The following is a 25,725-nucleotide window of genomic DNA, read 5'->3' as shown; positions in this document are numbered from 1 at the left end:
TGCCACGAGCCAGGAGCGACCGGTCGACCCCGGGGTCACCGTGTGTCGACGCAGGAAGAGAGACTGATGCAATTCCCAACCGCCGACGTCCTCGCGGCTCACATGGAGTTCCTGAACCTCACAAGCATCGCCAACGACCTCACCAAGCACATGGAACCCCTCGGGCTCACGGCCAAGGTCGACTTCACCCAGCGGTCACTCACCCAGTACGTCGGAGTCCCGCTGCCCGACGGAGGCAACGTCTTCGCCCTCACCCATCGTGACGGCTCCTGGATCGTCGGCGGACCACCTGAGCTGGGCGAACCCACTGTGTGGCCCGCCGACACCCAATCCGCCGAACTCGTCCAGTTGCTCGCACACACCGCCGCCAAGTGCGTCACCGGCGAACCGATCCCTACGCCGTGGCGGTGGGGGAGGACCCGACCGTCGCCGCTAACCGATCTCGCCGACGCCCTCCTCGCTCTGGGCCTCACCGAAGACGAGGTCGTGATCCCACGCCCCTGCACGCTGGAGGGCTCCAACATCCACCGAACGCCAGGCCGAACCGACATCGTCGCGGTCCACTTCAACGACGACACCTACGAAGTGACACACAACGCAACCACCGGCTGGGCCGTCGACTACGTCCACTCGGACCAAGTCGGCTCACGACGGCGCCTGGACTTGAGACGAGCCGTCAGCGGCCACTCCGAGCCCACACCCGTGATACCCGAAGGGCTCCTCGACACCGAACAGCTCGCTGCGCTCCTGCACGGGCAAGACCCGGATGCGCCGTCAAGCCCCAAGGCACCAGCCCTCCTCGCCTACGCGTCCCCTCCCCGCGCAGCCGGCCACAACGATTGGCTGACCGGCGCCGAGCTCAAGCTTCACGACGAGCAGCAGGACGCTCGCTACGCCGCCGCCTGGCTCCGCTGGTGTGGCTTCACCGACGCTGCCCACAGCGGTAAGAAGCACAACGAGGTGCACGCAAAGCACCTGACTGTGCACTTCCACCGCGCCAACACACCCGCCGGGCAAGCCGTCTTGGAGCGTGCACTCGGTAAGGCTGTCATCCAAGGCAACCGAGCCGCAGTCATCTGCCGCACCTGGTTCACTCGCGAGGCCACCAGACTCGCCGACGCCGCCGGCGTCGCACTCTTCACCCAAGATGACGGCCGGGTCCTACACCCACAATCAACCGTCGCCAGCCACCTCATGCCGGACCCCGGAGAACTGGCGCCGCCCCAGTGCGACGACCGCTCCTGCCGTGCCAACGGATGCATGCTGGAAGACGAGTACTGCAGCACCGAACGCGGCCGCGGATGGGTCGACGAGGACCCGTGAGCACGACAGCGGCGCGCGGACGGAGGCAACCTTCGGCAGAGGTACAGCTCCACCAGCACATCGCAGTGACACGGCGCATGCCAGACCCAACGCCCGCAGTCCAACCACGATCGCGTCGCCATCGCCGAATCCGCCAGGGCGTCGGTTCCCGCGCCGCGCTCACGGACCACAACCACACGCATGCACTCCACGCTCGAAGCGCTGAAGAACCAGCTCATCGGAGGTTCCATGCCCTACACGCCGCCCCAAACCTGGCGCGAGTCGTTGATCAACCCACTGACCGGCCGCCGTCACGTCTGGCTCCACACCGACCGCCTGTGCCCGCAGATGTGGGAGTACTCGACCGTCGACGGTCCCTTCCTCCCCGGCGTCGCAAAGCAGACCCCCGGGGCAGAAGCATGCGTCGCCTGCGCACCAAACCTCGGAGCGCACCACGAATCGTGGGCCTCCATCGCACTGCCGAGGAACTTCCACCCCGGCCGTCGCCGCTGAGGGGCCCATCAACCCAGCTCGCTACGCGCAAACCACCGATGGCGATCACCGATCACCGATCGCCGTCCTGGTGTGCGGCCCACGTCCGCAACACGGCGGCACGCTGCCCCCTCCTCGATGACTCAGACACAGCGGCTGGCCAGCCCGCGTCACGCGACCCCAAGCCCGCGGCGTGCGACCAGTCACCGGGCCACACCCGCTTGTTCGGGTGGATCCACCCGAGCAAGCCAGAGTCATGTTCAACCGTCCGCCTCACTGGAAGGCTCGGCACATGGTCACCTGCCCCAAGTGCGACTCCGACGACCTCGACCTCCTCGAGAAGGCACCGGACGACCGGCGGCACATCGGCTGCAACAACTGCGGGCACGACTGGTGGCGCGGAGAACCCAAGCCCACCGCCTACCAGCCGAAGGGCATCACCGAGCTCCGAGACTCCTTCCACGCCACCCACCAGGTCAGTCCCCGCCGACAGGCAACGGTCGACACGCTCCGCGACGAGTTCTTCGCAGCCCACCCCGCACCCGACGACGACGTACAGCAGTACTGGGCCCGCTACCAGCAGGTCTTCAGCGCCGAAGGCCTACCGCACTGCAACCCACGCGACCTCAAGGACTTCGCCAACAGCGACACCGGAGCCCACCCCGGAAACATGTCCGTCTTCAACACCGCCTGGAACGAGCTCGGCGATGACGAAGCCGCAGAACGCACCCGCGGAGCCATCAACTACCTCCTGTACGGACCCGACCACGTACCCCTCGAAGACCGGCTCACCCACCTCATCGACGGACCACACGCCCTCGAGATGCGCGGCTTCAAAGAAGCGCTGCTCACCAAGGTGCTGTGCATCATGCAGCCCACAAGGTTCCTGCCCATCCTCATCTACACCAGCCCCAACGGCGGCAAACGAGAGATCGCACGCACCGTCTTCGGCCTCGAGCTACCAGCACGCGACCGCACCCACTCGCCCATCGGCCGCCTCATCACCTGGAGCAACGACCTCCTCGTCGAAGCCGCCGGACCAGGCTTCGCCCACACCCAGCGCATCTCCGCCTTCCTCTGGTGGGCCAAAGACCGCGTCGCCGAACTCCCAGCGCCAGAGCAGACGCACACCGCCACCAACCACACGGGCAAGTACCGAGCCCTGTCACGCTGGCTCGCGAACCAGCACACCCACGAAGTCCACGCCACCTTCGACCAGATCGAGCAGATCCTCGGCTTCCCACTGCCGCCGTCCTCCTACAACCACCCCCCTCACTGGCACGGCTACGAAGGCTCGGCCGTCGCGCGCGCCATCGCGGACGCCGGCTGGCGGGCCACCAACGTCAACCTCACCGCACGACGGGTCACCTTCGTCCGGGACCATTGAGCACCCACCACCGCAGCTCGGCATGAGCCTGAACGGCCGATGGACACCCGGACGCCGCCGTCGATCAGCCACCCGTGAGGTGACGTGCCGCATCGACCAGCTCATCCAAGCTGCCGAACCAACCGTTCAACGCCAGCTGAAGCGCCACCGCCATCTCGCCGTCAGAAACGACACCTCCGCGGCGCAGCAACACCAGCGCACGACGCCAAGACCCGTAAGCGATCTCAAGCCGAGCACCAGGTCGCACGACCTCGTTTGCCATGACCGCCGCCGCATCGGCGGCCTGAACCGCGGCCAGCTCGCGAGCCGTCGCCGGACCAAGGCGACACAACTCCCACCCCGCCGGCGCGCCCGCCTCAGACACCCGGCTCAGCCATCACCGCACGAACAGCCGCCACCAGATCCGAAAGCGTCCCCGGCCACACCGACACCGACCCCAGCGACCGCTCCCAAGCGACATCCGCCACCGGCGTCATCGACCGAGCCACATCCGCCGCCAGCCGGTCGAACACTCCCGCACCTTCCAGAAAGTCGATCGCCGCATGCCAGTACCCGGCAGCCCACTGCGCGCAGTCAGCTCGCTCAGCCGGACTCGACTGTCTGCGCGCAGCCTCGCGCTCCCGGACCGCGAGGCGCTCCGACGCCTCCGCCAAGAGCCGCAACGCCACCGGCCGGCCCAGGCCCGCGAGGAGGTCAGCCGCCTCAACCGCCGCGGGCACCCGTGCCTCACGCGCACCGACCTCAGTACCCCACACGTGAGCGCCCACCTCCCGCCAGATCAGCGCGTCCGGCTCAGTCATCGACGCACCGCCGCATCGCGCGAGCAGTCCAATCCACGGCGCCCACACCCTCCTGCCGAGCTGAGGTCCAACTTCATCACCGCGCCGCACCACGACCACCGCAGCGAAGGCGCAGGGCCAGGCGGGGCCAGCGCCGGCCGCGCTCAGACGTCAGGATGCCGGTAGCAAGTGACAGCGCAGTCGGACCGACGTGCTGGCAAGCAGCGACTGCCAAGGCGCTGCAGTGAGTGCCGCGCTCGTCGACTGTTCGCAAGTCGCTTCCCGATCAGCTCTGCACGTTGGCAGAGTGCAGGCGTGAGCAAACTCTCTCGACGCCTGCAGATGCTCACGCGCCTGCGCCCCAACCGCGCCACGGACCCCACCGCGCTCAAGGCAGGCGCCCGGCGCGAAGGCCTGCACCCAGCCGATCGCGCCCAGCTCCTGGCCAACCTCCGAGAGCCCTTGAGAAACGCAGGCGTAGTAGACGAACTGCTGCACGAGCGCCGCCAGGCAGCGGCCGAGGAGGACGACGCGACCCCGCCACCGTTCAGACCCGGCACCAACAGCGGACGGGAGCCCTCACCGAGGTAGTTCGGGCTCTTGTATGCATGTGCACCACTCGCAACTGGATAACGGTCGCGAGCGCTACTCGACCAGCCTCCGGAAGCCACTCCGCGGCAATCTAAAGGACGCAAAGGGCCCCCAAACGGCCACCGCGGACCCAGCGCTGTGCCGGCGGGTCGTCCAAGCACCGCCGAGGCGACGTCAACCAACTCAGCAAGCGTCCAGACGCGCATCTCGTCGCACGAGACGGCGCCGAGTCTCACGACTCCTCGCGCCCCGTCCTGACAGCAACAGCCGCGCGCCGTCCGCCCCTGCGGGAGCGCACCCGGGACCGCGACGCTCAGACCACCATCGGCGAAGCAACGGGCAGTCGGTGCGCCGAGGCTCTCGCAGCTACGAGATCCTGCCGATAGGTCAAGGGCACCCGCGAACTGCCGCGGAGCCTGCCCTCCCTGGCGTCCTTGACGAGGAGCGACTGTCTGATGACGAACTTCGTCAGAGCGACCGAACTGCTGCGCCAACCAGTCGGTACCCATTACACCGCCGACGGGGTCACGTGGGTCGCGCAACCCGGGGGAGTATGGAGCCGGCTGGACCGGCCTCAAATCGTCGTACCCGTCCACCGCCTCAAGCTCCTCGGCAGCCTCGGCCCACCCGCATCCGCAACCGCGCCACCGATCAACCGCAACCCAACCACCCACGCTCCGACCGACCCGACAAGGCACGCACCGCCCCGGTCGCCTCGAGCCAAGACCGTCGCAGCAGCCAGACCAACTGCGCCCGCTGCCCCGCCAAGACGAGGTGTGCCTCAGCCTCACGTTCACGACGACGTCGACACGGCACCACAGCTCGCGACCTCAACCGACCCGCCACAGTTCGCTGACCAGAGCGGATTGGGCTCGCCCCGCAGACAGTCACTCGCCGCGAAGGCCGCCGCTCACATCCATCTGGTCTGCTCCGTCGCGATCGCAGCATTCGTCGTCTCGCCCTTGGCCCCCAACCAAACGCCGCGGTTGGCACTCCTCCTCCCGGTCGGCGCGCTCTTCATCGCCCAGGCCGTGATCTTGAAACGGAAGAGCAACGCTCTGCGGACAGCGGTCGGTCCGCCACCAATCGAGACCGCGAAGCCCTCACGACCGTGCGGCCTCAAGCCACCCGCGCTCCACTTACCGCCGAAACCTGACGTGCCGCTGACACTGCCGCCCGAGCCGCCCGAGTCGCTCCCCGGACACTGGACCCACTGCAACAACTGCGGCAGGCCGCTCTACGACGCCACCAGCGCCTACCGCGGCGTCGGCCCCGACTGCTACCGACGAACACGCATCTACTACCCCAGCGGTCCACCCAATCCACAGCACCTCGAATGGGAGGCAGAGGTCGAGCGCCTGACTCAAGAACACCAAGCGAACCTCGCCACCGCCGTAATTGCCCACGCGGCCGCCGTGAGGATGGCACGACAGAAGCACGCTCGAGCCGTGGGCCTGTGGGAACTCGATGTCGCCACCCGTGACGAACTCCAGGCGCAGTACGACGTTGCCCTCACCGCCTGGCGAGGCCACCACGCACATCACATCGCCGCCACCCGCAAGTGGTCCACCGACCCTCGACACGGCGCAGCTCAACTCTGCGACCAGTACCGCGTGCTCGCCACACTCTGTGTGCCAGCACTCATCGCCGCCGCACTGCTCGGCCCGGCATAGCCCGAGTCCGCCGCAGGGGACGACGGCGTCTCCGCTCGTCCGGCTCCCGGGGAAGCCGGCAACGGGTGGCCAACGCGGCACGGAACCGGCAGCCACGTCCACGACGCGCGCACAGCACACCCGCCCGACACCAAGACCGACGTGCTCACAGTGGAAACCGGCAGCGGGCAGAACGGCCCGACTCCATCACCGGTCCGGAGTAGCGCGGACGTCCATTCAGCGCCAACCCAAAGGGCCCACGCTCCACCCGGCGACAGACCTGACACCTCCTCCCTCGCAGCCAGACCGCCCCCGACCCAAGCCGGAGGTCGAACACCACCACGCAGGACGAAGCACGGCACAGCACACCGCACCGCCGGCATGCACAGCCAAGGCAACATCCGATCACCGATCACCGATCACCGATCACCGATCACCGATCACGAAACCTCGCGCGACAAGCAGTGCTTCGACACAACCGACGTCAGAGGGTGACTGCCTTGTCGGGCCTCGCCGGTACGGTCCCGACGAAGACGGCGAGGCGACACAGCAGGGGATGTAATGAGACGACCACCGACACGAGCCGTGGCGGACGACGAGCGCATGCTCGCCCTGTGGGACGCCAAAGCTAACGGTGAGCTCGACCCAACGGGCGCCGGTGCCCGCTCCAGCCATCGCAAGGCATGGCGCTGCCCAGTCGCGGACGACCACCGATGGGTCGCGCCGCCAGCCGCCATCGCCCGATCCCTCGCGATCGGGCGGACGGGCTGCCCCTACTGCGCCGGCCAGCGGCTGTCCATCACCAACAGCTTCGCCGCCCGATACCCCGACGGCATTGCGCTGTGGCACCCGACAGCGAACGGAGACCTACGCCCGCACCAGGTGCTCGGCGGGTCACCCGACCCCGCGTGGTGGAAGTGCCCGGCCGGACCGGACCACGAGTGGCAGGCCTCACCGCTCGTACTGGGCAAACAGAGCCTCGCCAAGGGCAACCGCGGATGCCCGTATTGCGCCGGCAAACGTCCCTCCGTCACCAACACCGTCGCCAGTCACCCTCAGCTCGCCGCCGAGTGGCACCCCACAGCCAACGACGAGCTACAGCCCGACCAAGTCGTCGCAGGCACCGGGGCGAAGCTCTGGTGGCGCTGCCTCGAACAACCCGAGCACGTCTGGCAAGCCACAGGCGCCAACCGGGTCCGCGGCAGCGGCTGCCCTCACTGCATCAAGCACCTGCGCTCCGTGCGCGAGGTCTGCCTCGCCTACGAGCTCGCCGACTTCCTCCCAGAGCTGGAGCTCGACGACGACAAGGTCGTCATCGACGGCGTCATCCGACACGTCGACCTCCTCCTACGCCGCGAACGCATCGTCATCGAGGTCGACGGACGCCACCACCACAACGGGCCCGACGCGCACACCCGTGACACCACCAAGACCCGGCTCCTGGCAACGCACGGGTACCGCGTCCTGCGCATCCGCGAAGCACCACTGCAGCCCGTCACGGGCCACGACGTCCTGATCCCCAAGGACGCAACCGTGAAGCAGACAGCCGACGCCACCCTGCGTCGACTCCTCGAACTCACATGGATCCACCTTGACCAGCGCGCCATCACCTCCTACCTGGAAGAACCCGAGCCGCGCCACACCGAAGAAGCACTCGCGCGGCTGCGGGCCGAGCGGCCAGGCAAGTCCATCCGCCTCCCCGGACCGCCCACCTTCACCCGCCAAGCCCGCTGGACAGACGGACTTCGGATCCTCACCAACTACGCCGAGCGCGAAGGCCACGCCAACGTGCCCTGGGAACACATCGAGGACGGCTTCCCACTCGGCAAGTGGGTCGGTGCCAAACGCGCACAGCGCCGGCGCGGCCGCATGGCCCCGCAACGCATCGCCGCCCTTGCAGCCTTGCCGGGCTGGACATGGGACGCAGTCGAGCTCCAGTGGGAAACCGGCCTCAAGAGCCTGCTCGCCTTCCAAGACCGCGAAGGGCACCTCCAAGTACCCGCGCACTACTGGGACGAGGACGGGTTCCCACTGGGTTCATGGGTCAGATCACACCGGCGCCGAGGCGGCCGACGAACCATGACAGACGAGCAGAGCGCCCGCCTCGAAGCAGTCCCAGGATGGACCAGCGCCCCGCCGACCAAAGCCCGATGGGACAAGGCGCTCCAAGCACTCCGCACCTACACCGACCGTGAAGGCCACTGCCGACCTCCCCGCCACCACCGTGAGAGCGGCATCGACATCGACTCCTGGGCCAAGCGGCAACGAGACCGCCACAAGCACGGCCAACTCCCCAAAGACCGTGCCACGCGACTCGAAGCCATCCCCGGTTGGACCTGGCACCACCAGGAAGACGCCTGGGAAGCCGGCTTCCGCGCACTACTTCAACGAGTCGCCGAAACCGGCACCGCAGCCGTCCGCCGCGACGACGTCATCAACCAATACCCCCTCGGTGCCTGGGTCGGAGAACAGCGCGCCCGCCACACCGCCGGCACCATCGCGGCCGACCGCCGACAACGCCTCGAAGCGCTGCCCGGCTGGACATGGAACGCACTCACCGACCGCTGGGAGCAGCACTACACCGCACTGCTCGCCTTCGTCGCGCGCGAAGGCCACGCCCGCGTCCCCACAGGCCACACCGAGTCACACCTCCAACTCGCGAGCTGGGTGATACGACACCGCTACGAGTACAAAGCCGGCAAGGTGCCACCCGACCGGATCGAACGCCTTCAGGCTCTACCCGGCTGGACCTGGGACCCCCTCGCTGCACGATGGGACGAACACTTCGCACGACTCCAGGCCTTCACCGACCGCGCAGGACACGCCCGCGTCCCCTACGCACACCGGGAACAGGGTCACCCCCTCGGCGCTTGGGTCGTCGCGCAGCGGCAAGCCTTCCGCACGGGCACTCTCGACCCCGACCGAGTGCACAGACTGCAGACGCTCCCGGGATGGCAGTGGATCGCACCGAGAGGCCGCTCCCGGCAGGTCACGTGACCCTCGCCGTACCCGCGCCTGATGGCGTCGCCCGTCGGTCACCCCCGCACCCCATTGGCCTATCCCGCCACGCTCGGTCACCCGGTAGCCTCCGACACGAACCCGTGAACCCGCGCCTCAGCAGGGAGAAGCAATGGCCGGAAGCCGTACATGCTCCTGGTGCGGCCGCGAAGGGCACGACAAGCGGTCGTGCTCCGTCTCGCCCAACGCAGGAACCTGCAGCGTGTGCGGCTTCCACGGGCACGACAAGCGCAACCGCCCCCGCAAGTAGATAGAACCGTTATGAGCAGCAGGTCGCTGCTCACTCCGGCCACGCCATCCGTGCAGGTGAGATCCTGCAGCGGGCAGCCTCGGCGCTGACGCGGGCAACCGTCCCGTGGACTGGATGTACCGCGCACTCGAGCGCGAAGCGCGCGCCGCCCGAACCCGGCAGAACGAGGCCTGAACACCAACAGGCCGAGTCAACGGGCCCGCGCCGCCACCAGCCGGCCAATTCGCCGCGCGCGATGCCGCCCAAGCCATCCGCAGCCCAAGCCCGTGGGCGCGCGCACGAGCAGGCGCGAGCGCCGCGATGAAAGCACTCTCGTCAATTGCCAAGCATGTGAGTCGCGTGGCTACACCGGAACCACAGCCCAGTGACCGTTGACCGACGGTAGCTACCCAGCCACCCGATCGGCGCGCACAACACATCGACCCGAACGTCGTGGACGCCGACGCGGGTCGGAACGCTGCTGCGCATCAGCGCGCGGTACCACCCTGTGTAGGACGCGGCCCTCGCAGTTGCCCGCGGCACCCCCTCCATGTCACGCCCGAGCTCCGACACGACGAGGTGCCCCTCCTGCTCCACCGGGCTCAGCACGTGACCTGACAGGTGCATCGGGTCCCACCCGCCGCCCCAGTTCTCACGCCACCGCTCGGTAGCCCGCACACGTTCAAACGCATCGGGTAGCGGCGCCGCATTGAACGCGCGCATGCCCACGGGCTCCGCAGCCTCCGCAAACCGCCGACCGAGCTGTTCGCAGCCGAACGAAGCCCCAGACAGGAAAGCCATCAGGTCATCCAGGTGGGGCCCCCACCACCCCCGCACGACCGCCAGTACAGGGTCATCGACGGAACGCCCCGCTCGGTCCCACCGCGCAAGTCCACGATCGGGGCGCGACCAACCCAAGCCGAACATCAAGAGGTGCATCAGCGGTGACCACACCGACGCGCCCACCTCACCTCGTCCCAATGCTGAACCCTGAAGCGACGTAGCGAACGGCGGCTCAAACGCCAGGTGCGCACCTGAGCACGCCTGCCACACCGCGCTCAGATGGTCCACCCACGGCCCGCAATCGCCGTATGTCGCTCGCTCACGGTCATGGTCACGCTCGCCACTCATCGGACCCCCGCTCCTCCGGTACCACTCGACGGAGTTGGCAATCGCGCCCCCCGTTTCGCTCCATCGCGACGCCCGACGCCGCGCTGGCTCCACCTCACCAGGCAACCCACGTCACTGTCCCAGTTCACAGCCGACCCGCGCGGGCCGCGCCGCAGACACCCTGATCGACATCACCTGGACGACGACGCAAGAGCGGATCGACCCCGCCTAAGGCGTCCCAGACGCGGCACACATCGCCGACCCAACACAGAAGTGCCCACCGCAGCGCGCCAGGACCGTCTCCAGGCATCTCCGATCGCCTATCGCAGACTCCCGATCGCCGCCGGTCGTCACACTCTCGCCCGTTCGTGGCAGAGGTGAAGCACCCGTCGTCACATGCCAGACGATCATCGATCACGTTCGCTGCCGACTGGCCCGAAGGGGAGCCGGGGCGAAGCCGGTCGGCGCGACCCCCTACTGCGCCCCCCGAGCGTGTCAGGTCAGGTTCCGCCGCCCGGCGCGCTCGAGGGGGCCTGAGTACGACGCCAGCAGCCGCAGGTCCGGAACAATCGCTGACCCCGACCCGACGATCCCGGGCCACAGCGAGGACGCTCGTGTCCCGAAGGCGGGGGCGTCGCCCGTTCGGCCGCTACAGATGGCCTGCCGGTCCGCCGACCTTGTTGGAGGACCTCGGCCCGGAACGGTGGGGTGCATGTAGGCCCGCGGTCAGCGGGCGCCCACGAAGGTACGGAGTCATTTAATGAGACGTGCGCTCATCCCGGCGCTCGCCGCGCTCGTCACAGCAGCCGCCCTGAGCGGGTGCACGGCCACGGCCGAGCAGCCGCCCGACCCGGACACCAGTCCCGTGGCGGTGGTCGACGAGCCGATGCCGACCGTGACCGCAGAGCCCGAGCAGGTCGTCCCCACCGTCGGGGAGGTCGTCACCACACCGGCGCAGGTCACTGCAGCGCAATCCGCTGGCCTGGGGGTGTACGTCACGAACGACGGCACCCAGCTCGTCATCGACCCGAAGGCACCCGTCCCGCAGGTCGTGATCGACGAGGCCCGCGCCAGCGGTCTCGGTCCCGCGGCGCCACCGGACCGGGCAACCGTCGACGCCCAGATGGCCGTCCTGGAGGCCGTCGTCACGCGCGCCGCGGCCGCCGGGAAGAAGGTCATCTTCATCTTCCAGACCGGCACGTACGGCGACTGGGACGACGACGACCTGAAGGCGACGCACTACGGCGCGTACATCCCGGCCGAGCTGCGCACCGGCCCGCTAAACAAGCCGGCCAGCCCGCAGGAGGTCCGCGACAAGCTCCAGCCGCGCATCGACGCCCAGCCGGACCCGAGCATCTACGAGTTCGTCGACCTGACGAGCTGAACGACACCACGACACGGCCCGACAAGCACGAACGCAGAACGCGGATTATCGAGTCACGGCGGCCACCCCATCACCGCCCCCAAGCGATGAGCCCTTGCCCGGCGGTCCGATCGACACCCAGACAGCGGGCCCGCCGATCACCGCTCATCTCCGTCTTGGTGCCGCGTTCGGCGGCGACGGTTCTCGCTCCCTCCATGCGAGTGTTATCGGGCGCGCGGTCGGCCGTCGGGCGAGGGTTACGGGATTCCGTCGTACTCCGGGTTGATCGGGCACAGGATGTACTCCGCGCGGTCCAGGACACGACCGTCGACGGTGTAAGGGCCCGCGAGGACCGCCTCCCGCGACGGCAGGTACGTTCCCGACTGATACCCGGAGTTGTCCAGCTCACGCACGGACCCGTGCCGGCTGAGCCCGAAGACCTTCCAATACCAGCCGACCAGGTGTCCGCCGGCCGTTCCGCCGACATTATCGGAGTACCCCGGGGACAGCAGGACGATGTACTTGTCGGCGTCACGGGCGACCTGCTCCCAGTTCTCCACGACGAACGACGCCTCGGCGGCGGGTGCCCCCCCTCTGATTGCGGTGTGATGTGGCAAGCGTCGGAGGTCCCACTGCGCCGTTCGGAGCTCCTGGCACGCTCCGGTTGTGTCTCGACCTCTCACGGTCGGAGCGCCGCCGTGTCCGCGGCCTGAGCACACTCCCGAACATGGGTTCGCGGTGGTGCGTGATGGGCGGTACGGCCGCCCTCCGGGCCGCCAGCGCTACCGGTGCACCGGCCCCGCCGGTACGTTCCATCGGTTCACCCCAACCCTCCCGCGTGAACTGACTACGGGCGGCGTCTGCACCTCGTGCGACACCGAGGTCGCCGCGCATGCTGGCCCGGTCGTCTCGCGCATGTACGGCCATCGGCTTCACCTCATCGCCGAAGCGCTCGTGGCGGTGGGTCGGGGTGTGAGCTACGCGCGAGCGTCCCAACGCGCGCGAGTCGCCGCAGGACGTGACCCGCTTGCTGGTGAGGGAGCTGGCCAGCTTGTTGCTGAGTGGGTGGACGCCTGGGGGCCGGTCGTCATCGACGCTCTCAGGATCCCGGAGCCGGTCGAGACGCTGGTCCTGGACAGCACCGACTTCTGGTGGACCAACCGACGCACCGGGACGCGCCGCCGTGAGTTCGCCGTGCTGCTTGCCTACGGCTACCTCCCCGACGGCCGAAGGCGGCTCCTGGGAGCCCGGGCCAGCGCCACCGCGCGGACCAGCGACTACTTGGACCTGCTCAACGGGCTGGGGCTGCCTGGCCCTCCGCTGTCGGTCGTGTCGGATGCCGACTCGGCCATCGCGGCCGCCGTGAAGCAGGCGTGGCCGGCGGCCGGGGCGCCGGTGCCGTTCGCCTGCGAGCACCACTTGCGTGTGAGGGCGCTTCAGGCGCTCGAGCGCGACAAGGCGCATGCCTTGGGCGGTCGATGGGGCCGGCGCTTGGACACCGCGTTCCGGCGTCCCGAAGGCTGGGCGGAGTTCCGTGAGGCATGCGCGCCGCTGAACGCGACGGCCGCATGGGTCGCCGCCAACGACCGCCTCATCTCCAGGCAGGTTGTGGTTCGTCACGAGCTGCCAGCGCACTACTCCACCGCTGCGGCCGAGGCGGCGGCGGCGAAGTTGCGGGACTTGTTCGGTCAGCGTGCCTTCGCGCTGCGCAACGCTCGTCGCACGAACGCGCTGCTCGGGCTCGCCCGCCTCCACATCAACAACGCGGACGACGTCGGTACCTACCACCGCATCCTTCGTGAGCAGGCGTCGCTCAACGACGGCCGAGCGCCCGTCCTCCAGCGCACCAACCGAGACGGCGGCACGGACCCAGCGACAGGAAGGCGCGTCGCCTCCCTTCGTTGAGCTTCCCTTGCGTCGTCGGTCGGCACGCCCGGGCGCGCAGTCCCGCGCGGCCGTCGGTAGCGTGCGCTCACACCAGCCGATGAACGAGCCGAGGTGTGGACGCGTGCCCCGAGTCACTACATGGAAGTTGCCGCTCGGTCTGTGGATCGTGGGCTTCGTTCTCAAGATCGCCCTAAGCCTCCTCGTCAGCGACTCGGTGGGCAACTGGGTCGGAGGCGTGTTCGGGTTCTTGTCGGTCGTGACCTTCGCCCTGTACGCCGGGTCCAAGCGACACGCCTCAGAAATGGATGGGGAGGACCGCCCTACCGGGGCCTAAGTGGGCGACGTGGGTTGCGAGATCACACCGCGATCAGAGGGGGGGCGGGTGGCTGGCCCGGAATGTCCGTCCCGATGCGGACAGGCGCCCTTTCCGTGCCCTGGTACAGGACGCCGTCGACGACCTGGGAAAACTCGTTCGCGACGAGGGTCTGGGTGGGGGTCGGCTCTGCAGCCACGTCCTGTTCGGTGGTGGGTGCTGCGGCCGTGCCCTCCACCTGAGTAGCGACCGGTTCCTGCGGCCCGGCGGCTGGGCTGCCCGTGTCGCACCCGGCGAGCGTGAGCATGAGAAGGACAGCGGTGCACGCCGCCGCGACGGCAGGGACGGAGTTCCTGGGCACGAAACTCCTATCGGCCGACCGAGGATGATGGTGAGCGCCGTGCTCGCACGGTGGTGCCGCAGAGGCACGGCCGACGCTGCCGCGCCCGAGCTCTACGCCACGAGCGCGCCAGAGATGCGTACGTGGACGCGATCCGCCCGAGCGCGCACCGACCGCTCGACCGGCACCGAAGCCAGAGGGCATGTGCACCCGCTCGCTGCCATCCGCTTCGGCCCAACTCAACAAGCGACAACCCAAACCGGACTCTGCCGGACGATCATCGATCGCGTTCGTCAGAACGCCGAGCCGTCACTCTCACTTCGCCGCCGAGTCACGTGAGACAAGCGGCTCGCCGTTACACCCATCGCCGCCGCTACATCGGACTGCGACAGCGCGCCTCGATCGACCAGAGCGAGCGCCGCCTCATCACGCATCGCGCGGGCCGCCGCAGATCGAGCTTCCAGCCGTGTCAACTCTCTCGCAACCACGGGGAGTAAGTCGAACGAGTCCTCAATGCGTTCGAAGCCACGTTCGCGCGCCATCTCACGCTGCGCGTCATGATCAATCGCCTGCTTCGTGCCGGCCATGACCGGAACGCCACCACCGATTGCGGCGCCCTTGATCTTCGCGACCTGCGTGCGACCGAGACCAGCAACGTGGGAGACGCCGCGTACCTCCTCGAAAACGGACAGCGAGACCAGCAACGCATCGCGGCGGTCGCGCAGCCCTGGTATGAGGCACTCCGCCTCATCGACCACTGCTCGGCTCACCTCCAGCCGCGCCCGATCATCGACCACGCCGTCAAGGAGCCGATGGACTTCAGCCCTGGCTTCGCTCGCAATCTCGGCCTTCAAGAGCCGAGGGAGGCGTTGTTTAGTTGCGCGAGACGGCTGACTCGCTCTTGCGACAGCCGCACCACCCTCGAGGGCAACCTTGGTCCGGTCGTGAGCCGAGACGCCTCCGCTCCTCGGCGAATTCCTCTCGACACCCCCAGAAGCCGCCGTCGAGATCTCGTCGTCAAAGAGCGTTGGTTCCGCGAAGAGGTCAAAGGGCGCCTCGTACGTCACCGTTACCACGCCCTCGTCTCGTGACGGTGGGACGCTCGAGGCGAGCGACCCATCCATCGCCGTGCCGCGACCCGAAGCCACGTGCGCCGCTGCCTGGCGCGCGAGCCTCCGCTCCGCCTTCCTGGCCCGGGCCTCCTCGACAACCTCGCGCTGGTGCTTGCGCACGAGCCGCACGTACTCCTCCGGGTGGTTACGCGCCAACTCCCGAAACGCCCGCGCGCGCGGATTCGGAGCGGCGGGCAACACGCCCTCCTGAGCGCGAAGGCCAGCCACGATCGCCTCAAGGAGACGACGCTCCCGCCCCACGGCGGCGCGGAACCCCTCCGCACGGCGCTGCCACTGCTTGTTCGACTCACCCTCACGCGCACGAATAGCACTGTTGACGTTGTCGACAAGCTGCCTCGCCGCAGTCAACGAGCGAACAGCCAATTCGGGGGACCGGAAAGCCTGTGTCTCGATCCGGCGCTCATCGCCGACGTTCTCCGAGAATGCCTCAACGAACTGCCGCTCCCTCAGTTCAGCCAACTCGCGAACCATCTCCGCGACCGAACCAGACTCCACAGGCTGACGGTTGCTCACGGCTACATCCCTGCGTTCTCGGATACAAGTCACTGAAAGGAAGACCGCCACGGCCTCACCGGGTGCCCGCGGGTCGGATCATCGGCGTAGCGAGCGCCTACCCGACCCCGGAAAACCCATGAGCTCTTCCGGGTGACTCGCGCCCACCGCACACCATCCCTGGCTGAGCCCGAAGCCCCGGCGCGATGAACCTGCAAACGGTTGCCCGGTGAGAGCGTGGCGGTCCTCCAGCGCCGACGACAGTACCCATCGCTCAAGCGTCGATCAGCAGCGCCACCCCTACACCAACCGACGGTTCACCCACGCGGCGCAGTCCGATCCGAGGCGCCGCCTCGAGCGAGATCTCGACACGAGCGACCCGCGGCGCCCCGAGCGCTACGCAAGCGTTCCGTCAAGCCCGGTGGTTCGGCTCCTCGGCTCAGACGCCTAACCAGCCTCGCATGTCGGTGGTCAGCGCCACGATCACCCATGCCCGACATCCCCAAGACCCTTCCGGCGCCGCGGGCGGCCGTCGCCTGGGTCGCCGCCACGCTCCTCCAGGAGCCGCGCTGCGCTGCCGCCCGCATTCGCCAACCGCAACCTGATGCGGACTCCGACGCAGCCGCTGGGCGAACCGACCAGCTCAGCCAAGTGCACGCCGAGACCACAAAGGGACGCCACTTCACGGTCACCGTCATCACCGACGACCCAGACCATGACGCCACCGACGCTTGGAGCTTCCCAGGATCGTTCGGTGACGCTCTCGCTAACCCCGACCCGCGTCGTTGGGTCGCGCTCACCGTCGGCAGGTCACGCCCGACCGGAATGTTCCTCGCACCGGAGCACGCACTTCGGCGCATCGTCATGGCCCGACACCTCGAGGCCGCCCGCCACGGCGTGTGGACGCCGATCGCCCACGACACAACCAGCCTTCATCTGGCCCTCGACCTCGCCCCAATCCGCGGGCTCCTGGTCAACCTGAGCGACGTCTTCGGCGCTGTCGAGTCCGACACGTATCGTCACGGCGACGTCCCGCACTAACTGGCTGTGTTCCTATCCCGGGCCGCCGCCATCCGTGGGGGCGACGCCGACGGACGGACAGCGAACCGCCCGGTCATGCCGAAAGCCGCGTTCGCGCCGATGACCTGTTGTCGCTCAAGCCTCTCGTGCGGATGCGGGGAACTACCTTCGAGTCGTGGCCGACGGACAGATCACTGAGCACCTCGCACTTCTTGCCGGGTTTCGGCAGGACGGGGAGCCCGCGTACGAGGTGGTTCCTGCGGAGCGGCGCCCGGACGGCCTGTGGCAACTGCGGGGAACGCCGGCGCTCGCGCAGGGATGTGCAGCGGGCGACCTGCTTTCGGTGGACGACACGGGCGGATACACCGTCGCCGAGCGAGGCGGGAATGTGTCGGTCGTTTCCTACGCCGCCGGCCCGGGGAGCCTGCTGCCGCACGCGGAGGCACTCAAGCGCCTGCTTGGTCCTCGAGCCACAGTGGAGACGCACCCGGACGGGCGCTGGCTGGTCGCAACCGTTCCAGTCGGGCTGGGCTTCGCGATGATCGAAGAGGCCATGGCGCAGTGGGGGTCCCTGTCGACCGCGGCGTGGTCTTACGGCAACGTCTATGACGACGACGACCAGCCGCTCAACTGGTGGTGAAATACGCCGGGCAGACATCGGTCAGCATGGTCGACCGCGTCGGCCGAGTCGGTGGTTGCCGCGACGGGCTCCGCGCGTGCGACCATCAATTGACCCCGAGAGCCGCACGGTCATGCCACCAACAGGACGCCGCCCCGCAAGCCGATGACAGGAGCGGGCGTGGTGCCGGCTGGCCGCGCAGTGAGCTTCGGCAGGGCGCGCAGGATGTCGGCTATGCAGGCGACCTGTAGCCAGGCTGTCGCGGAGGACGTGGTGTTCTCGAACGACTTCGCCAGGCGTCGGCTGCGACCCAGGCGTGCGTGGGCCACCTCCACCCGCCAGGCGTGCCGGATGGGACGGAACACCGGCTGCTTGTCCTCCCACCCGACCCGGCGGACTTCCACACCGTGACGGCGCCCGAGCCTGCCGGCGGCAGCCGCGGTGACTCCGCGGTCCACCAGCGCCAGTTCGAGTCGTTCGCTGGCACCCTGTTCGGTCAGGTGCTGGAGGACCAGGTCGCAGGCGTGGTTCTCGTGGGTCGAGGCCGGGACCACCAGGGCCGCTACCGGAAGGCCGGTGACATCGACGGCGACGACCCGCTTGGCGCCCTTGGTGCGCCCGTACGGCCCGCCCCGGTCGTGGAAGGTGCGCCCGCCGTTGGACGCACCACGGGCGAGGTGGGTGTCGATGACGACCATCGACGGCGCCGGTTCACCCCGGCGCGCTGCCGTGCGGGCCACGGCGTGCAGAACGGTCAGCGCACGGGCCCAAGTTCCGTTGGCCGACCAACGGCGGAACTGGGACCACACGCGCGTCCACGGACCGAAGCGCTCCGGCAAGAAGCGCCATTGACACCCCGTGTGCGCGATGTACAACATCCCGTCCACCACCGTGCGCAGGCCCTCCCCGTGCTTACGACCGGCCTTGCTGGGCGGACTGAACACGGGCCGCAGCAGCATCCACTGCTCGTCGGTGAGATCACTCGCGTACGCCATGCCGACGACCGTGCCCGCTTGACCTGCCGACGCAGTCGCCCCCGGTAGGGACACAGCCAGTAAGGGTCCAGCGTCGCGTCGACGCCATGGGCCTCGTTCGCATCAACCTGCGGCTCGGCGTCGTGCACTCGGGTGAACTCGCCCGACGCGGCCCGTCGACGCCCCGGTCGCCGACGACCTCCGGCCCACAGGCCGCCGCTGTGCGGTTCACTGCTCATCCGCTCAGGACCCTGCACACACCCCGCTTCGGCCCGGTGACCGACCGCTGCCGCGCCGGGCGCGCGGTCCCGTAGGATGTAAGCATTCCTCGGGGAAGGCGCATAATGCTGACATCAGCACACGCGTGGAGCGAGCTCGCCACCGAGCACGGCATCGTCGTCGACAGCCCCGGACAGGGCGCCCACGGGGATCTGGTCCTGCGCGGCCCGGACCTGCCTACGACCGTCTACCAGGTCAAGACCTTCAGCCGTCCGCTGCGCCCGGCGGCCGTAGCTCAGCTCGCCGCCGAGCAAGCGCCTTGGAAGCGACTGCTGCTGTTCGCGAGCAGCTTCACCCCCGACGTCGCCCGCCTCGCCGAAGAGGCCGGGATCTCCGTGCTGGCGACGGGCAGCGGCCGCGGCGTGCATGGCGTGCTCGTCGACGCCGCCGGCCGCGTGCACCGCCTGAGCCCGCCCCCACCCGCGCGCGCCCCGGCGCCCCGAGGACCGGGCCAGGTGGCGTGGGGCACGTACGCGGTCGCGTTCGCGCTACTTGAGACCCCCGGCACCCAGCAGGCCCTGGCCGACCGCGCCGGCGTGTCGCGCGTACGCGTCACCCAGGTGCTGAGCCAGCTCGACGGGCTGGTGACCCGCACCGCGGCCGGTTGGGCACCGGCCGACCACCGCGAGCTGGCTTCCTGGCTCGCCGCGAACTACCCGGCCACACCACGCCTGGCGACTACCTGGACCGTCCTGGACCCACCGGTGAACGCCGCCGCGTACATCTCCAGGCACCTGGACATCCTCGGAGTGCCGCACGCCGTCAGCGGCGACGTCGCAGCCGACACCTGGGCGCCGTGGGCCCGACCGGCCAGCGCATGGATCTGGACCTCGTCCCTCGTTGACCTCGCCGCCGTCTCGGCGACCCCCGCCGCACCGGAGTCTGCGACCGTCACCCTCGCCGTCAGCGACGACCCGCACCTGCTGGACGCGGTGCGCACCACGGACGACAGCCCACCGCTGCTCGCCCCATGGCGGGTGTGGGTCGACCTCGCCCACCAGGGCAGCACCGCGGCCGCCGACGCGCTGCTGAACCGACTGACGCGATGAGCGCGCTGCTGCTGGTGTCGCCGTCCCGAGCTACTGACAAGGCCTGGACCGCAGCCGCTGACGTCGCCGCGGTAGCCGCCGAGCTCGGCATCGGCTACCGGCTCGTGGGCGGCCTGGCGGTCACCCTCCTGACCCACCACCACGGCGTCGAGGCACGCGTCCCATCCCGAGAGACCTCCGACGCCGACATGGCCGTACCGCGCGACGTGTGCGCCGACACCGGCCTGGCCGACGCCCTGGCTGGCCGCGGCTACGGCCCCGTCCGCCGCGACGGTGACCTGCTGGGCAACGAGTTCACCAAGGGCCGCGACGACCCGCCGATCACGGTCGAGGTCCTGACTGTGTCCTGGTCGGGGAGGCGGGAGGTGGCGGCCGGCCCGATCGCAGCCGATGCGTTCCCCGGGATCCACACCGCCCTGATGCTCCCGGCGACTACCGTGGACGTGGCCGCGGAACTGACCGACGGAACGCACCTGAAGATGAGCGTCGCGGTTCCCGACGTGCGCGCAGCGCTGGTGCTCAAGGCCTACGCCTACCGGGACCGGTTCGCCGACCGCGACGCGGTTGACGTGTGGCGGCTGCTGGAAGCGGCGCACGCCGCGTCGCACACCGCCACGTCGTGGCCGACGACGTCCGGCTCGCGTGAGGCCGCCCAGATCCTTCGGGAGTTCTTCGCGGCGCCCAACGCCACCGGCCCCACCCGAGCCAGCGCCCGCCGCGCCGACCAGGAACGCGTCCGCGCGCTGGCGTTGCGCGTCGTCCCGGACGCGTAGCGCCGGCCCCACTCTCGGGCTCCACGCGCCGTCGTGCTCCTGCGCGCCCCCGGCGCACGAGGCCCGGGACAGAGGCGACGGCGATGCCCCGCACCCCACAAGGGAGCCGGGTATCGGCAGATCGCCCCACGACGGGGTGGAGGTCAGCGGTGGAAGGCCAGGACGGCCCTGCGCGCTGCGGTGTTGCGCCGGCGGCGCTCTCGCTCGGCCCGTCGGGCCGTGTCCCACTCGGCAGCCTTGCGAGCCGCGAGTCGCTCAGCCCGCGCACGCGCGGGCAGGTCCTCGCCCAGGGTGAGGTAGCCGAAGTCCTTGAAGACGAGCAGCACCTCCACGCTCAGCGCGATCGCCGAGGCGGTGTACGAGACGGTCGTGGTCGCCGGATTGACCGGCGAGCCCAGACCCCAGGCGCTCTCCAGCGTCCACAGCGCCACCAGTGCGGCGACCATGGTCGCGGTCTTGCGACCGCGGAGCGTCGGGCGCTTCGCGAGGAACGAGGTGACACCGGCGCCAACGAGCACGAAGCACAGCGGGGTGGTCAGATCGGCCAGCGAGATCGCGTTGATCGTCGTAAGACGATAGGGCAGCGATAGGCCCGACCCAGGTGAGCCCCCACTGATATCACCGGGAGCGGGGGCTGCGCGCGTGTGACAAACGCCCGGGCCGGCACTGCGTCAAGAGGACGCGTCCGCTGCCGATGCAGTCCGCAAGTCTCATTGCTTCCGGCCGGTCGCCGGTCGCCGGTCGCCGGTCACGGTGTGCGTGGTCGACCCCGGTCCGCGAACGGCGGACTCGACCAACGCAAAGATGGAGGTGGGTTCTGTGAGGACCAGCCGCAAGATCATGGTCGCAGTTCCCATCGCCACTGCACTCATTGCCGGCGGCGCGTTCGCCGTCTACTCGGGGACGTCCGGCGACGGTGACGTCACGTCACCTCCCGCCGCGGCGCCCACGTCGCAGCCGACGGCCTCCGCCACGGCCCCGGTCGCGGACGTCACACCCGGGCAGGTTCTGCCTGAGGAGCCGGAGGCGCTGCCGAAGGACTTCACCTCGTACCCGATGCTCGACGGGACCTTCGTCGCGGTGGCCGAGGACCAGCCGCTGCCCGACGCGGTGCGCAAGGCGGCCGTGGCGGCCTACGACGCGGAGGTCGCCGAGCTCACGGACCCCAACAGCAACGAGCAGCTCAGCCAGCTCGCCCAGACCTTCGCCCGCTACATGGACCAGCAGGAGGACGCGACCGGCAAGAAACTCGTCGTCATCCACCGACTGTTCGGGTACACGCTCGAGAGCGACTACACGCCGGTCTGGTCGTACTTCATCGGGACCCCGCACTTCGACGCGGACCTGCCCATGGACCGTCCGGACCGCGAGTCCGCCGTGGCCGCCGCCCAGGCCTGGATCGATACCAAGTCCAACCCGGCCGCATGGGACATCATCGTGATCGAGAACTGAGCCCAACAGCCACGGCCCGGCACCTCATCGAGGTGGCGGGCCGTGGTGCTCCCCGATCAGTAGTAGCGGCCGCTCGGGATGGTCACGCCGACGCTCCGGGTGGCGCTCCAGCCGGACCAGCCAGCCGAGTTGCTGGCGTAGCCGCGCCGGCAGCCACGTCAGTCGCGCAGCAACCGTTGCCCGCCAGCCCCGATGGCGGGATGTCCGAGGGCGGGCGCGAGCCCACGGAACCCGACGATCGCCTGCGAAACGTTCGCCTCGGGGCATCAGCACCTCACGCTCATGTGTTGCGGATCGGGCGCGTGTGAACGTCCGCCCTGCCGCTGACATCGAAGACTGCGTGAGGCCGGGCGATCAGGTCGTGTCCCGGCCGTGTGCGACGATTCGTGGACACGACGGAAGCGGGTTGCAGAGCCCATGCACGAGCCACTGACCTGCGGTGATAGACGACAGGGAAGTGCGCGGTCGCAGATGTCGGTGATCCCCCCGCTCCACAGTGAGGAAGGCCCGGGCCACACGGTCCGGGCCTTCGTCGTCCGTGCAATGAGGCGCACTTTTCGAGGCCGGCGACACTGCTCGGCTCCGGGCTCGTTCATGCCGCGGACGCCGTCGGGCGTGCCGCTGGCATCATGAGCATCGCCGCAGATGCGAAGGAGCCCCGTGGACGCCAAGACCTACCCGTTGCAGGAGATCCTCAAGCCTGAGCGCCGATACATCATCCCGACGTTTCAGCGCGACTACGAATGGACGCTCGACGGTCAGTGGAGGCTCCTGTTCGAGGACCTGGAAAGCACGGCGGACAAGCTGGTCGATGCGCGCGCGGGTCAAGTTGATAACGCTGTCGTCTTGAAAAACAAGGAGCAGAACGTTACGCCCCATTTCCTGGGGGCGATCGTGTGCGCGAGTCTCCCGTTCGCCACTGGCGGCGTCGCGCTGCGCTCCGTCATCGACGGGCAACAGAGGCTGACAACGATCCAACTTCTGGTTCGAGGTCTGCTGGACGTCCTCCAAGAGACCGGGTCGGACAGGCGCAAGTCCGTCCGTCGCATGCTTTTCAACCCCGACGACGTCGTGGACTCGCCAGAGGAGGTACACAAGCTGTGGCCGCGGCGACGGGACCGCGAGGTGTGGCCCACCGCGATGGCAGATGTGGTCCCGGCCTACGCCGGGAGCAAGGACCACCTGTACCTCCAAGCACGGCGCTACTTCGCCGAGGCTGTGCGCGAGAGCGCGCGCAGCGACGCAAGCGAGCTGAACTCCGAGCGCCTCCAGGCTCTCGCTGACGCCCTGTCGAGCCTGTTCAAGCTCGTTGTCATCGACCTCGAGGACAACGACGACGCGCAGGTGATCTTCGAGGTGCTCAACGGACGGCAGACGCCGCTCGCGGCGATCGACCTCGTGAAGAACCTGCTCTTCCTCCGCGGTGAGCTTGCCGACGAAGACGTCGACCGGCTCTACGAAACCTACTGGGCGGGCTTCGACGACGACTGGTGGAAGGACGTCGTTGGCCGGGGCCATGCGGCTCGCGCGCGACGCGACGTCCTTCTGTCGGTGTGGCTCACGGGTGTCTCGGGCGAGGAGGCGAACGTGAGCCACCTGTACCGCGAGACGCGGGAGTACCTCAACGGGCCAGCCGCTCCTGACACGGAGCAGGTACTGCGCGAGCTGAGCGACTATGCCAAGGCGTACCGCACCATCTACGGCGCAGAGGCCGTCGATCCGCGCCTGCGCGCGTCGTACGACAGGCTCAACGAATTCGAGATCACGACGGCAGTGCCTCTCCTTGCCTGGCTACGCATCGCAGCGCCGGAAGTGATCAGCCTCGATGATGAGGTGCGCGCTGTCCGCGCCGTCGAGTCGTGGGCAATGCGCCGCTCATACGTGGGATGGCAGACTCGTGGATACGGCACACACTTGGCTCGCGTCCTGCGCGCGGCGAAGAACGCCACCGACACGGGCACGAACGTCGCGGATGCGGTGGTCGACGCGCTCCAGGACGGCGCGCTTGCCTGGCCCTCCGACGATGAGGTACGTGAGGCGTTTCGGACGCGGCCCTTCTACAACGCCGTCGCGCAATACCGCATCCGCGCGCTGTTTCGCGCGATCGACGACCAGCTCCGCAGCGACGACCCGCATGAACCACCCGCGGCGATCAGCTTCGGTGGCCTCCAGATCGAACACGTGATGCCGCGCAGCTGGATGACGCACTGGCCGCTGATCGGCTTGGACGGCGCTCCCGTCGATCCTCACGCCAGAGACGCTGCGTCCGTGCAACGGGTGTTGGAGCGTCGTCAGGCTCTCGACCGCTTGGGCAATCTGACACTCGTCACCCAGGCGTTCAACCTGGACGTGTCGAACTTGGGGTGGTCGGCGAAGCGGCCGGAGTTCGCGAAGCAGGCCGCGCTCGTTATCAACAAGGGCGTCGCCACAGTGGACGACTGGACCGAGTCTGAGATCGACGCACGAGGAGTCTTACTCGCCGACGTCGCCACCCGTGTCTGGCCGGGGCCCGTTGCCCTCGGGGGAACGGCGCGTGCCAGCGCCGCGCCGGCGTCGAACCAGCCCCTGGCGGTCGCGGCGGAGTCCATTGCGACCGGGGCTGGCGCACCGGTTCCGGGACAGCCGGTCGGCTCGGTCGCGCCTTTGGTCACAGCCCTCGATACCGTCGGGATGCGGGTGGCCGACGCCGACTCTCCGTGGCCGGGCTGGGGGGTCGTCGTCAAGTGCATCGGTGGCAGCGCTTACCTCAATCGCACCAACGTCGACCTGCGGAGCGATCAGTCTGGGCAGGTCTCGAAATGGGCGGCAGCGGGGCTCGGGGAGGAGCGTGGCAACTACCTTCGGATCGCGCTCCGGTGACCAGTCGCGAGCGGAGCCCCTCGCTGGGTGCGCTAACGTTGTCGGCGAACCGCGTCCGCGAGGAGGTCTGGCGGCGCCCGTGCGGATCGAAATCGGCCCGGACGTGCGATCACATTGTTGTCCTGGCCCCGTGGTTCGATCGAAGCATGATGGCTTCGAAGGGTGTGCACATGTCCATGCACGAACGCTTGACCTGCGGTGATGCGCGTTGTCGCTGACGACGGTCGCAGGTGTCGATGATCCCCCCGCTACATAGTGACGAAGGCCCGGACCTGATGGTCCGGGCCTTCGTCGTTCATGCAAGGAGGTGCACCCGACCTCACTACGTAGCCCTCCTTCCTGGCCAGCGAGCACGCGCCGCCGCCGGCTGACGAAGTCGACTGAGGCTGCGCAAGCCCTCACAGCGTCGCCCCTTGTGCAGGCCCACCTGCACGGTCCGGGCACGGCTTCGGTCGTCCCTTCCCGCAGCCCGCGTCGAACGATCGCAAGGAGCGCGCGGCTCCCAGCCAAGCATGGGCGCCGCGGGTGAAACCGCGGGCTGCGAGGTGCGGCACCGGCGCGCCGCGCCAGCATCGGCTTCCCCCACGGGAAGGCTGCCTCGCGCACTCCAGC

At 69.0% G+C, this 25,725-nt stretch carries 20 protein-coding genes; 13 read left to right on the top strand and 7 right to left on the bottom strand.

Annotated features, from left to right (window positions below):
* Positions 1–66 precede the first annotated feature (66 nt).
* From JIG38_RS14880 to JIG38_RS14870, 3 genes are all read left to right on the top strand, one after another.
* Positions 67–1,323 (top strand): hypothetical protein, encoded by a 1,257-nt coding sequence (locus JIG38_RS14880; RefSeq protein WP_199424607.1) that lies wholly within the window; start codon positions 67–69, stop codon positions 1,321–1,323.
* A gap of 180 nt (positions 1,324–1,503) precedes the next feature.
* Positions 1,504–1,815 (top strand): hypothetical protein, encoded by a 312-nt coding sequence (locus JIG38_RS14875; protein ID WP_199424606.1) that lies wholly within the window; start codon positions 1,504–1,506, stop codon positions 1,813–1,815.
* 271 nt (positions 1,816–2,086) lie between these two features.
* Complete coding sequence (locus JIG38_RS14870) at positions 2,087–3,181, top strand: DUF7662 domain-containing protein (protein WP_199424605.1); 1,095 nt, start codon at positions 2,087–2,089, stop codon at positions 3,179–3,181.
* Positions 3,182–3,245: 64 nt separating this feature from the next.
* On the opposite strand, the gene JIG38_RS14865 is transcribed toward JIG38_RS14870, so the two are convergent.
* Positions 3,246–3,443 carry a hypothetical protein gene (locus JIG38_RS14865; RefSeq protein ID WP_199424604.1) on the bottom strand — a complete coding sequence of 66 codons (198 nt, stop codon included), beginning with the start codon at positions 3,441–3,443 and terminating at the stop codon, positions 3,246–3,248.
* A 94-nt stretch (positions 3,444–3,537) separates the two neighbouring features.
* Positions 3,538–3,981 carry a hypothetical protein gene (locus JIG38_RS14860; RefSeq protein ID WP_199424603.1) on the bottom strand — a complete coding sequence of 148 codons (444 nt, stop codon included), beginning with the start codon at positions 3,979–3,981 and terminating at the stop codon, positions 3,538–3,540.
* 1,346 nt (positions 3,982–5,327) lie between these two features.
* Here JIG38_RS14860 and JIG38_RS14855 point away from each other — a divergent pair.
* The 3 genes from JIG38_RS14855 (at position 5,328) to JIG38_RS14845 (ending at position 11,944) form a co-directional block, all read left to right on the top strand.
* A complete protein-coding gene (locus tag JIG38_RS14855; RefSeq protein ID WP_199424602.1) occupies positions 5,328–6,224 on the top strand; it encodes a DUF6011 domain-containing protein in 897 nt (298 codons plus the stop codon).
* A gap of 564 nt (positions 6,225–6,788) precedes the next feature.
* Positions 6,789–9,200, top strand: coding sequence for a Helicase associated domain protein (locus JIG38_RS14850; protein WP_199424601.1), 2,412 nt, complete (start codon positions 6,789–6,791; stop codon positions 9,198–9,200).
* Between the two features lie 2,120 nt (positions 9,201–11,320).
* On the top strand, positions 11,321–11,944 hold the full coding sequence (locus JIG38_RS14845; protein ID WP_199424600.1) for a hypothetical protein: 624 nt from the start codon (positions 11,321–11,323) through the stop codon (positions 11,942–11,944).
* A gap of 236 nt (positions 11,945–12,180) precedes the next feature.
* Here the strand turns inward: JIG38_RS14845 and JIG38_RS14840 are convergent, their stop codons facing one another.
* On the bottom strand, positions 12,181–12,483 hold the full coding sequence (locus tag JIG38_RS14840; protein WP_199424599.1) for a hypothetical protein: 303 nt from the start codon (positions 12,481–12,483) through the stop codon (positions 12,181–12,183).
* A gap of 505 nt (positions 12,484–12,988) precedes the next feature.
* On the opposite strand from JIG38_RS14840, the gene JIG38_RS14835 reads away from it, so the two are divergent.
* Positions 12,989–13,828: a hypothetical protein gene (locus JIG38_RS14835; protein ID WP_199424598.1), complete on the top strand. Its 840-nt coding sequence runs from the start codon at positions 12,989–12,991 to the stop codon at positions 13,826–13,828.
* Positions 13,829–14,166: 338 nt separating this feature from the next.
* On the opposite strand, the gene JIG38_RS14830 is transcribed toward JIG38_RS14835, so the two are convergent.
* Both JIG38_RS14830 and JIG38_RS14825 read right to left on the bottom strand, forming a co-directional pair.
* Positions 14,167–14,484 carry a hypothetical protein gene (locus tag JIG38_RS14830; RefSeq protein ID WP_199424597.1) on the bottom strand — a complete coding sequence of 106 codons (318 nt, stop codon included), beginning with the start codon at positions 14,482–14,484 and terminating at the stop codon, positions 14,167–14,169.
* A gap of 272 nt (positions 14,485–14,756) precedes the next feature.
* Positions 14,757–16,109, bottom strand: coding sequence for a hypothetical protein (locus JIG38_RS14825; protein ID WP_199424596.1), 1,353 nt, complete (start codon positions 16,107–16,109; stop codon positions 14,757–14,759).
* Positions 16,110–16,577: 468 nt separating this feature from the next.
* Between JIG38_RS14825 and JIG38_RS14820 the strand changes: the two genes are divergently transcribed.
* Positions 16,578–17,129, top strand: coding sequence for a hypothetical protein (locus tag JIG38_RS14820; RefSeq protein WP_199424595.1), 552 nt, complete (start codon positions 16,578–16,580; stop codon positions 17,127–17,129).
* A gap of 154 nt (positions 17,130–17,283) precedes the next feature.
* Positions 17,284–17,748: a DUF4265 domain-containing protein gene (locus JIG38_RS14815; RefSeq protein WP_199424594.1), complete on the top strand. Its 465-nt coding sequence runs from the start codon at positions 17,284–17,286 to the stop codon at positions 17,746–17,748.
* Positions 17,749–17,858: 110 nt separating this feature from the next.
* On the opposite strand, the gene JIG38_RS14810 is transcribed toward JIG38_RS14815, so the two are convergent.
* A complete protein-coding gene (locus tag JIG38_RS14810) occupies positions 17,859–18,722 on the bottom strand; it encodes an IS5 family transposase (RefSeq protein ID WP_199424593.1) in 864 nt (287 codons plus the stop codon).
* A gap of 323 nt (positions 18,723–19,045) precedes the next feature.
* Between JIG38_RS14810 and JIG38_RS14805 the strand changes: the two genes are divergently transcribed.
* Both JIG38_RS14805 and JIG38_RS14800 read left to right on the top strand, forming a co-directional pair.
* Complete coding sequence (locus tag JIG38_RS14805; RefSeq protein ID WP_199424592.1) at positions 19,046–20,029, top strand: hypothetical protein; 984 nt, start codon at positions 19,046–19,048, stop codon at positions 20,027–20,029.
* Positions 20,026–20,802 carry a hypothetical protein gene (locus JIG38_RS14800; protein ID WP_199424591.1) on the top strand — a complete coding sequence of 259 codons (777 nt, stop codon included), beginning with the start codon at positions 20,026–20,028 and terminating at the stop codon, positions 20,800–20,802. The genes JIG38_RS14805 and JIG38_RS14800 overlap by 4 nt, the downstream gene beginning before the upstream one ends.
* Before the next feature lie 143 nt (positions 20,803–20,945).
* Here JIG38_RS14800 and JIG38_RS14795 read toward each other — a convergent pair whose 3' ends face one another.
* Positions 20,946–21,248: a hypothetical protein gene (locus tag JIG38_RS14795; RefSeq protein ID WP_199424590.1), complete on the bottom strand. Its 303-nt coding sequence runs from the start codon at positions 21,246–21,248 to the stop codon at positions 20,946–20,948.
* A gap of 373 nt (positions 21,249–21,621) precedes the next feature.
* Between JIG38_RS14795 and JIG38_RS14790 the strand changes: the two genes are divergently transcribed.
* Together JIG38_RS14790 and JIG38_RS14785 are read left to right on the top strand one after the other, a co-directional pair.
* Positions 21,622–22,254 carry a hypothetical protein gene (locus JIG38_RS14790; protein WP_199424589.1) on the top strand — a complete coding sequence of 211 codons (633 nt, stop codon included), beginning with the start codon at positions 21,622–21,624 and terminating at the stop codon, positions 22,252–22,254.
* A gap of 660 nt (positions 22,255–22,914) precedes the next feature.
* A complete protein-coding gene (locus tag JIG38_RS14785; RefSeq protein WP_199424588.1) occupies positions 22,915–25,113 on the top strand; it encodes a DUF262 domain-containing protein in 2,199 nt (732 codons plus the stop codon).
* Positions 25,114–25,725 lie beyond the last annotated feature (612 nt).

This window comes from Actinotalea solisilvae, from assembly GCF_016464425.1.
GTDB classification, from domain to species: domain Bacteria; phylum Actinomycetota; class Actinomycetes; order Actinomycetales; family Cellulomonadaceae; genus Actinotalea; species Actinotalea solisilvae.
Note: the sequence above shows the minus strand (reverse complement) of the source record. Positions and strands in the feature narration are given on the sequence as shown.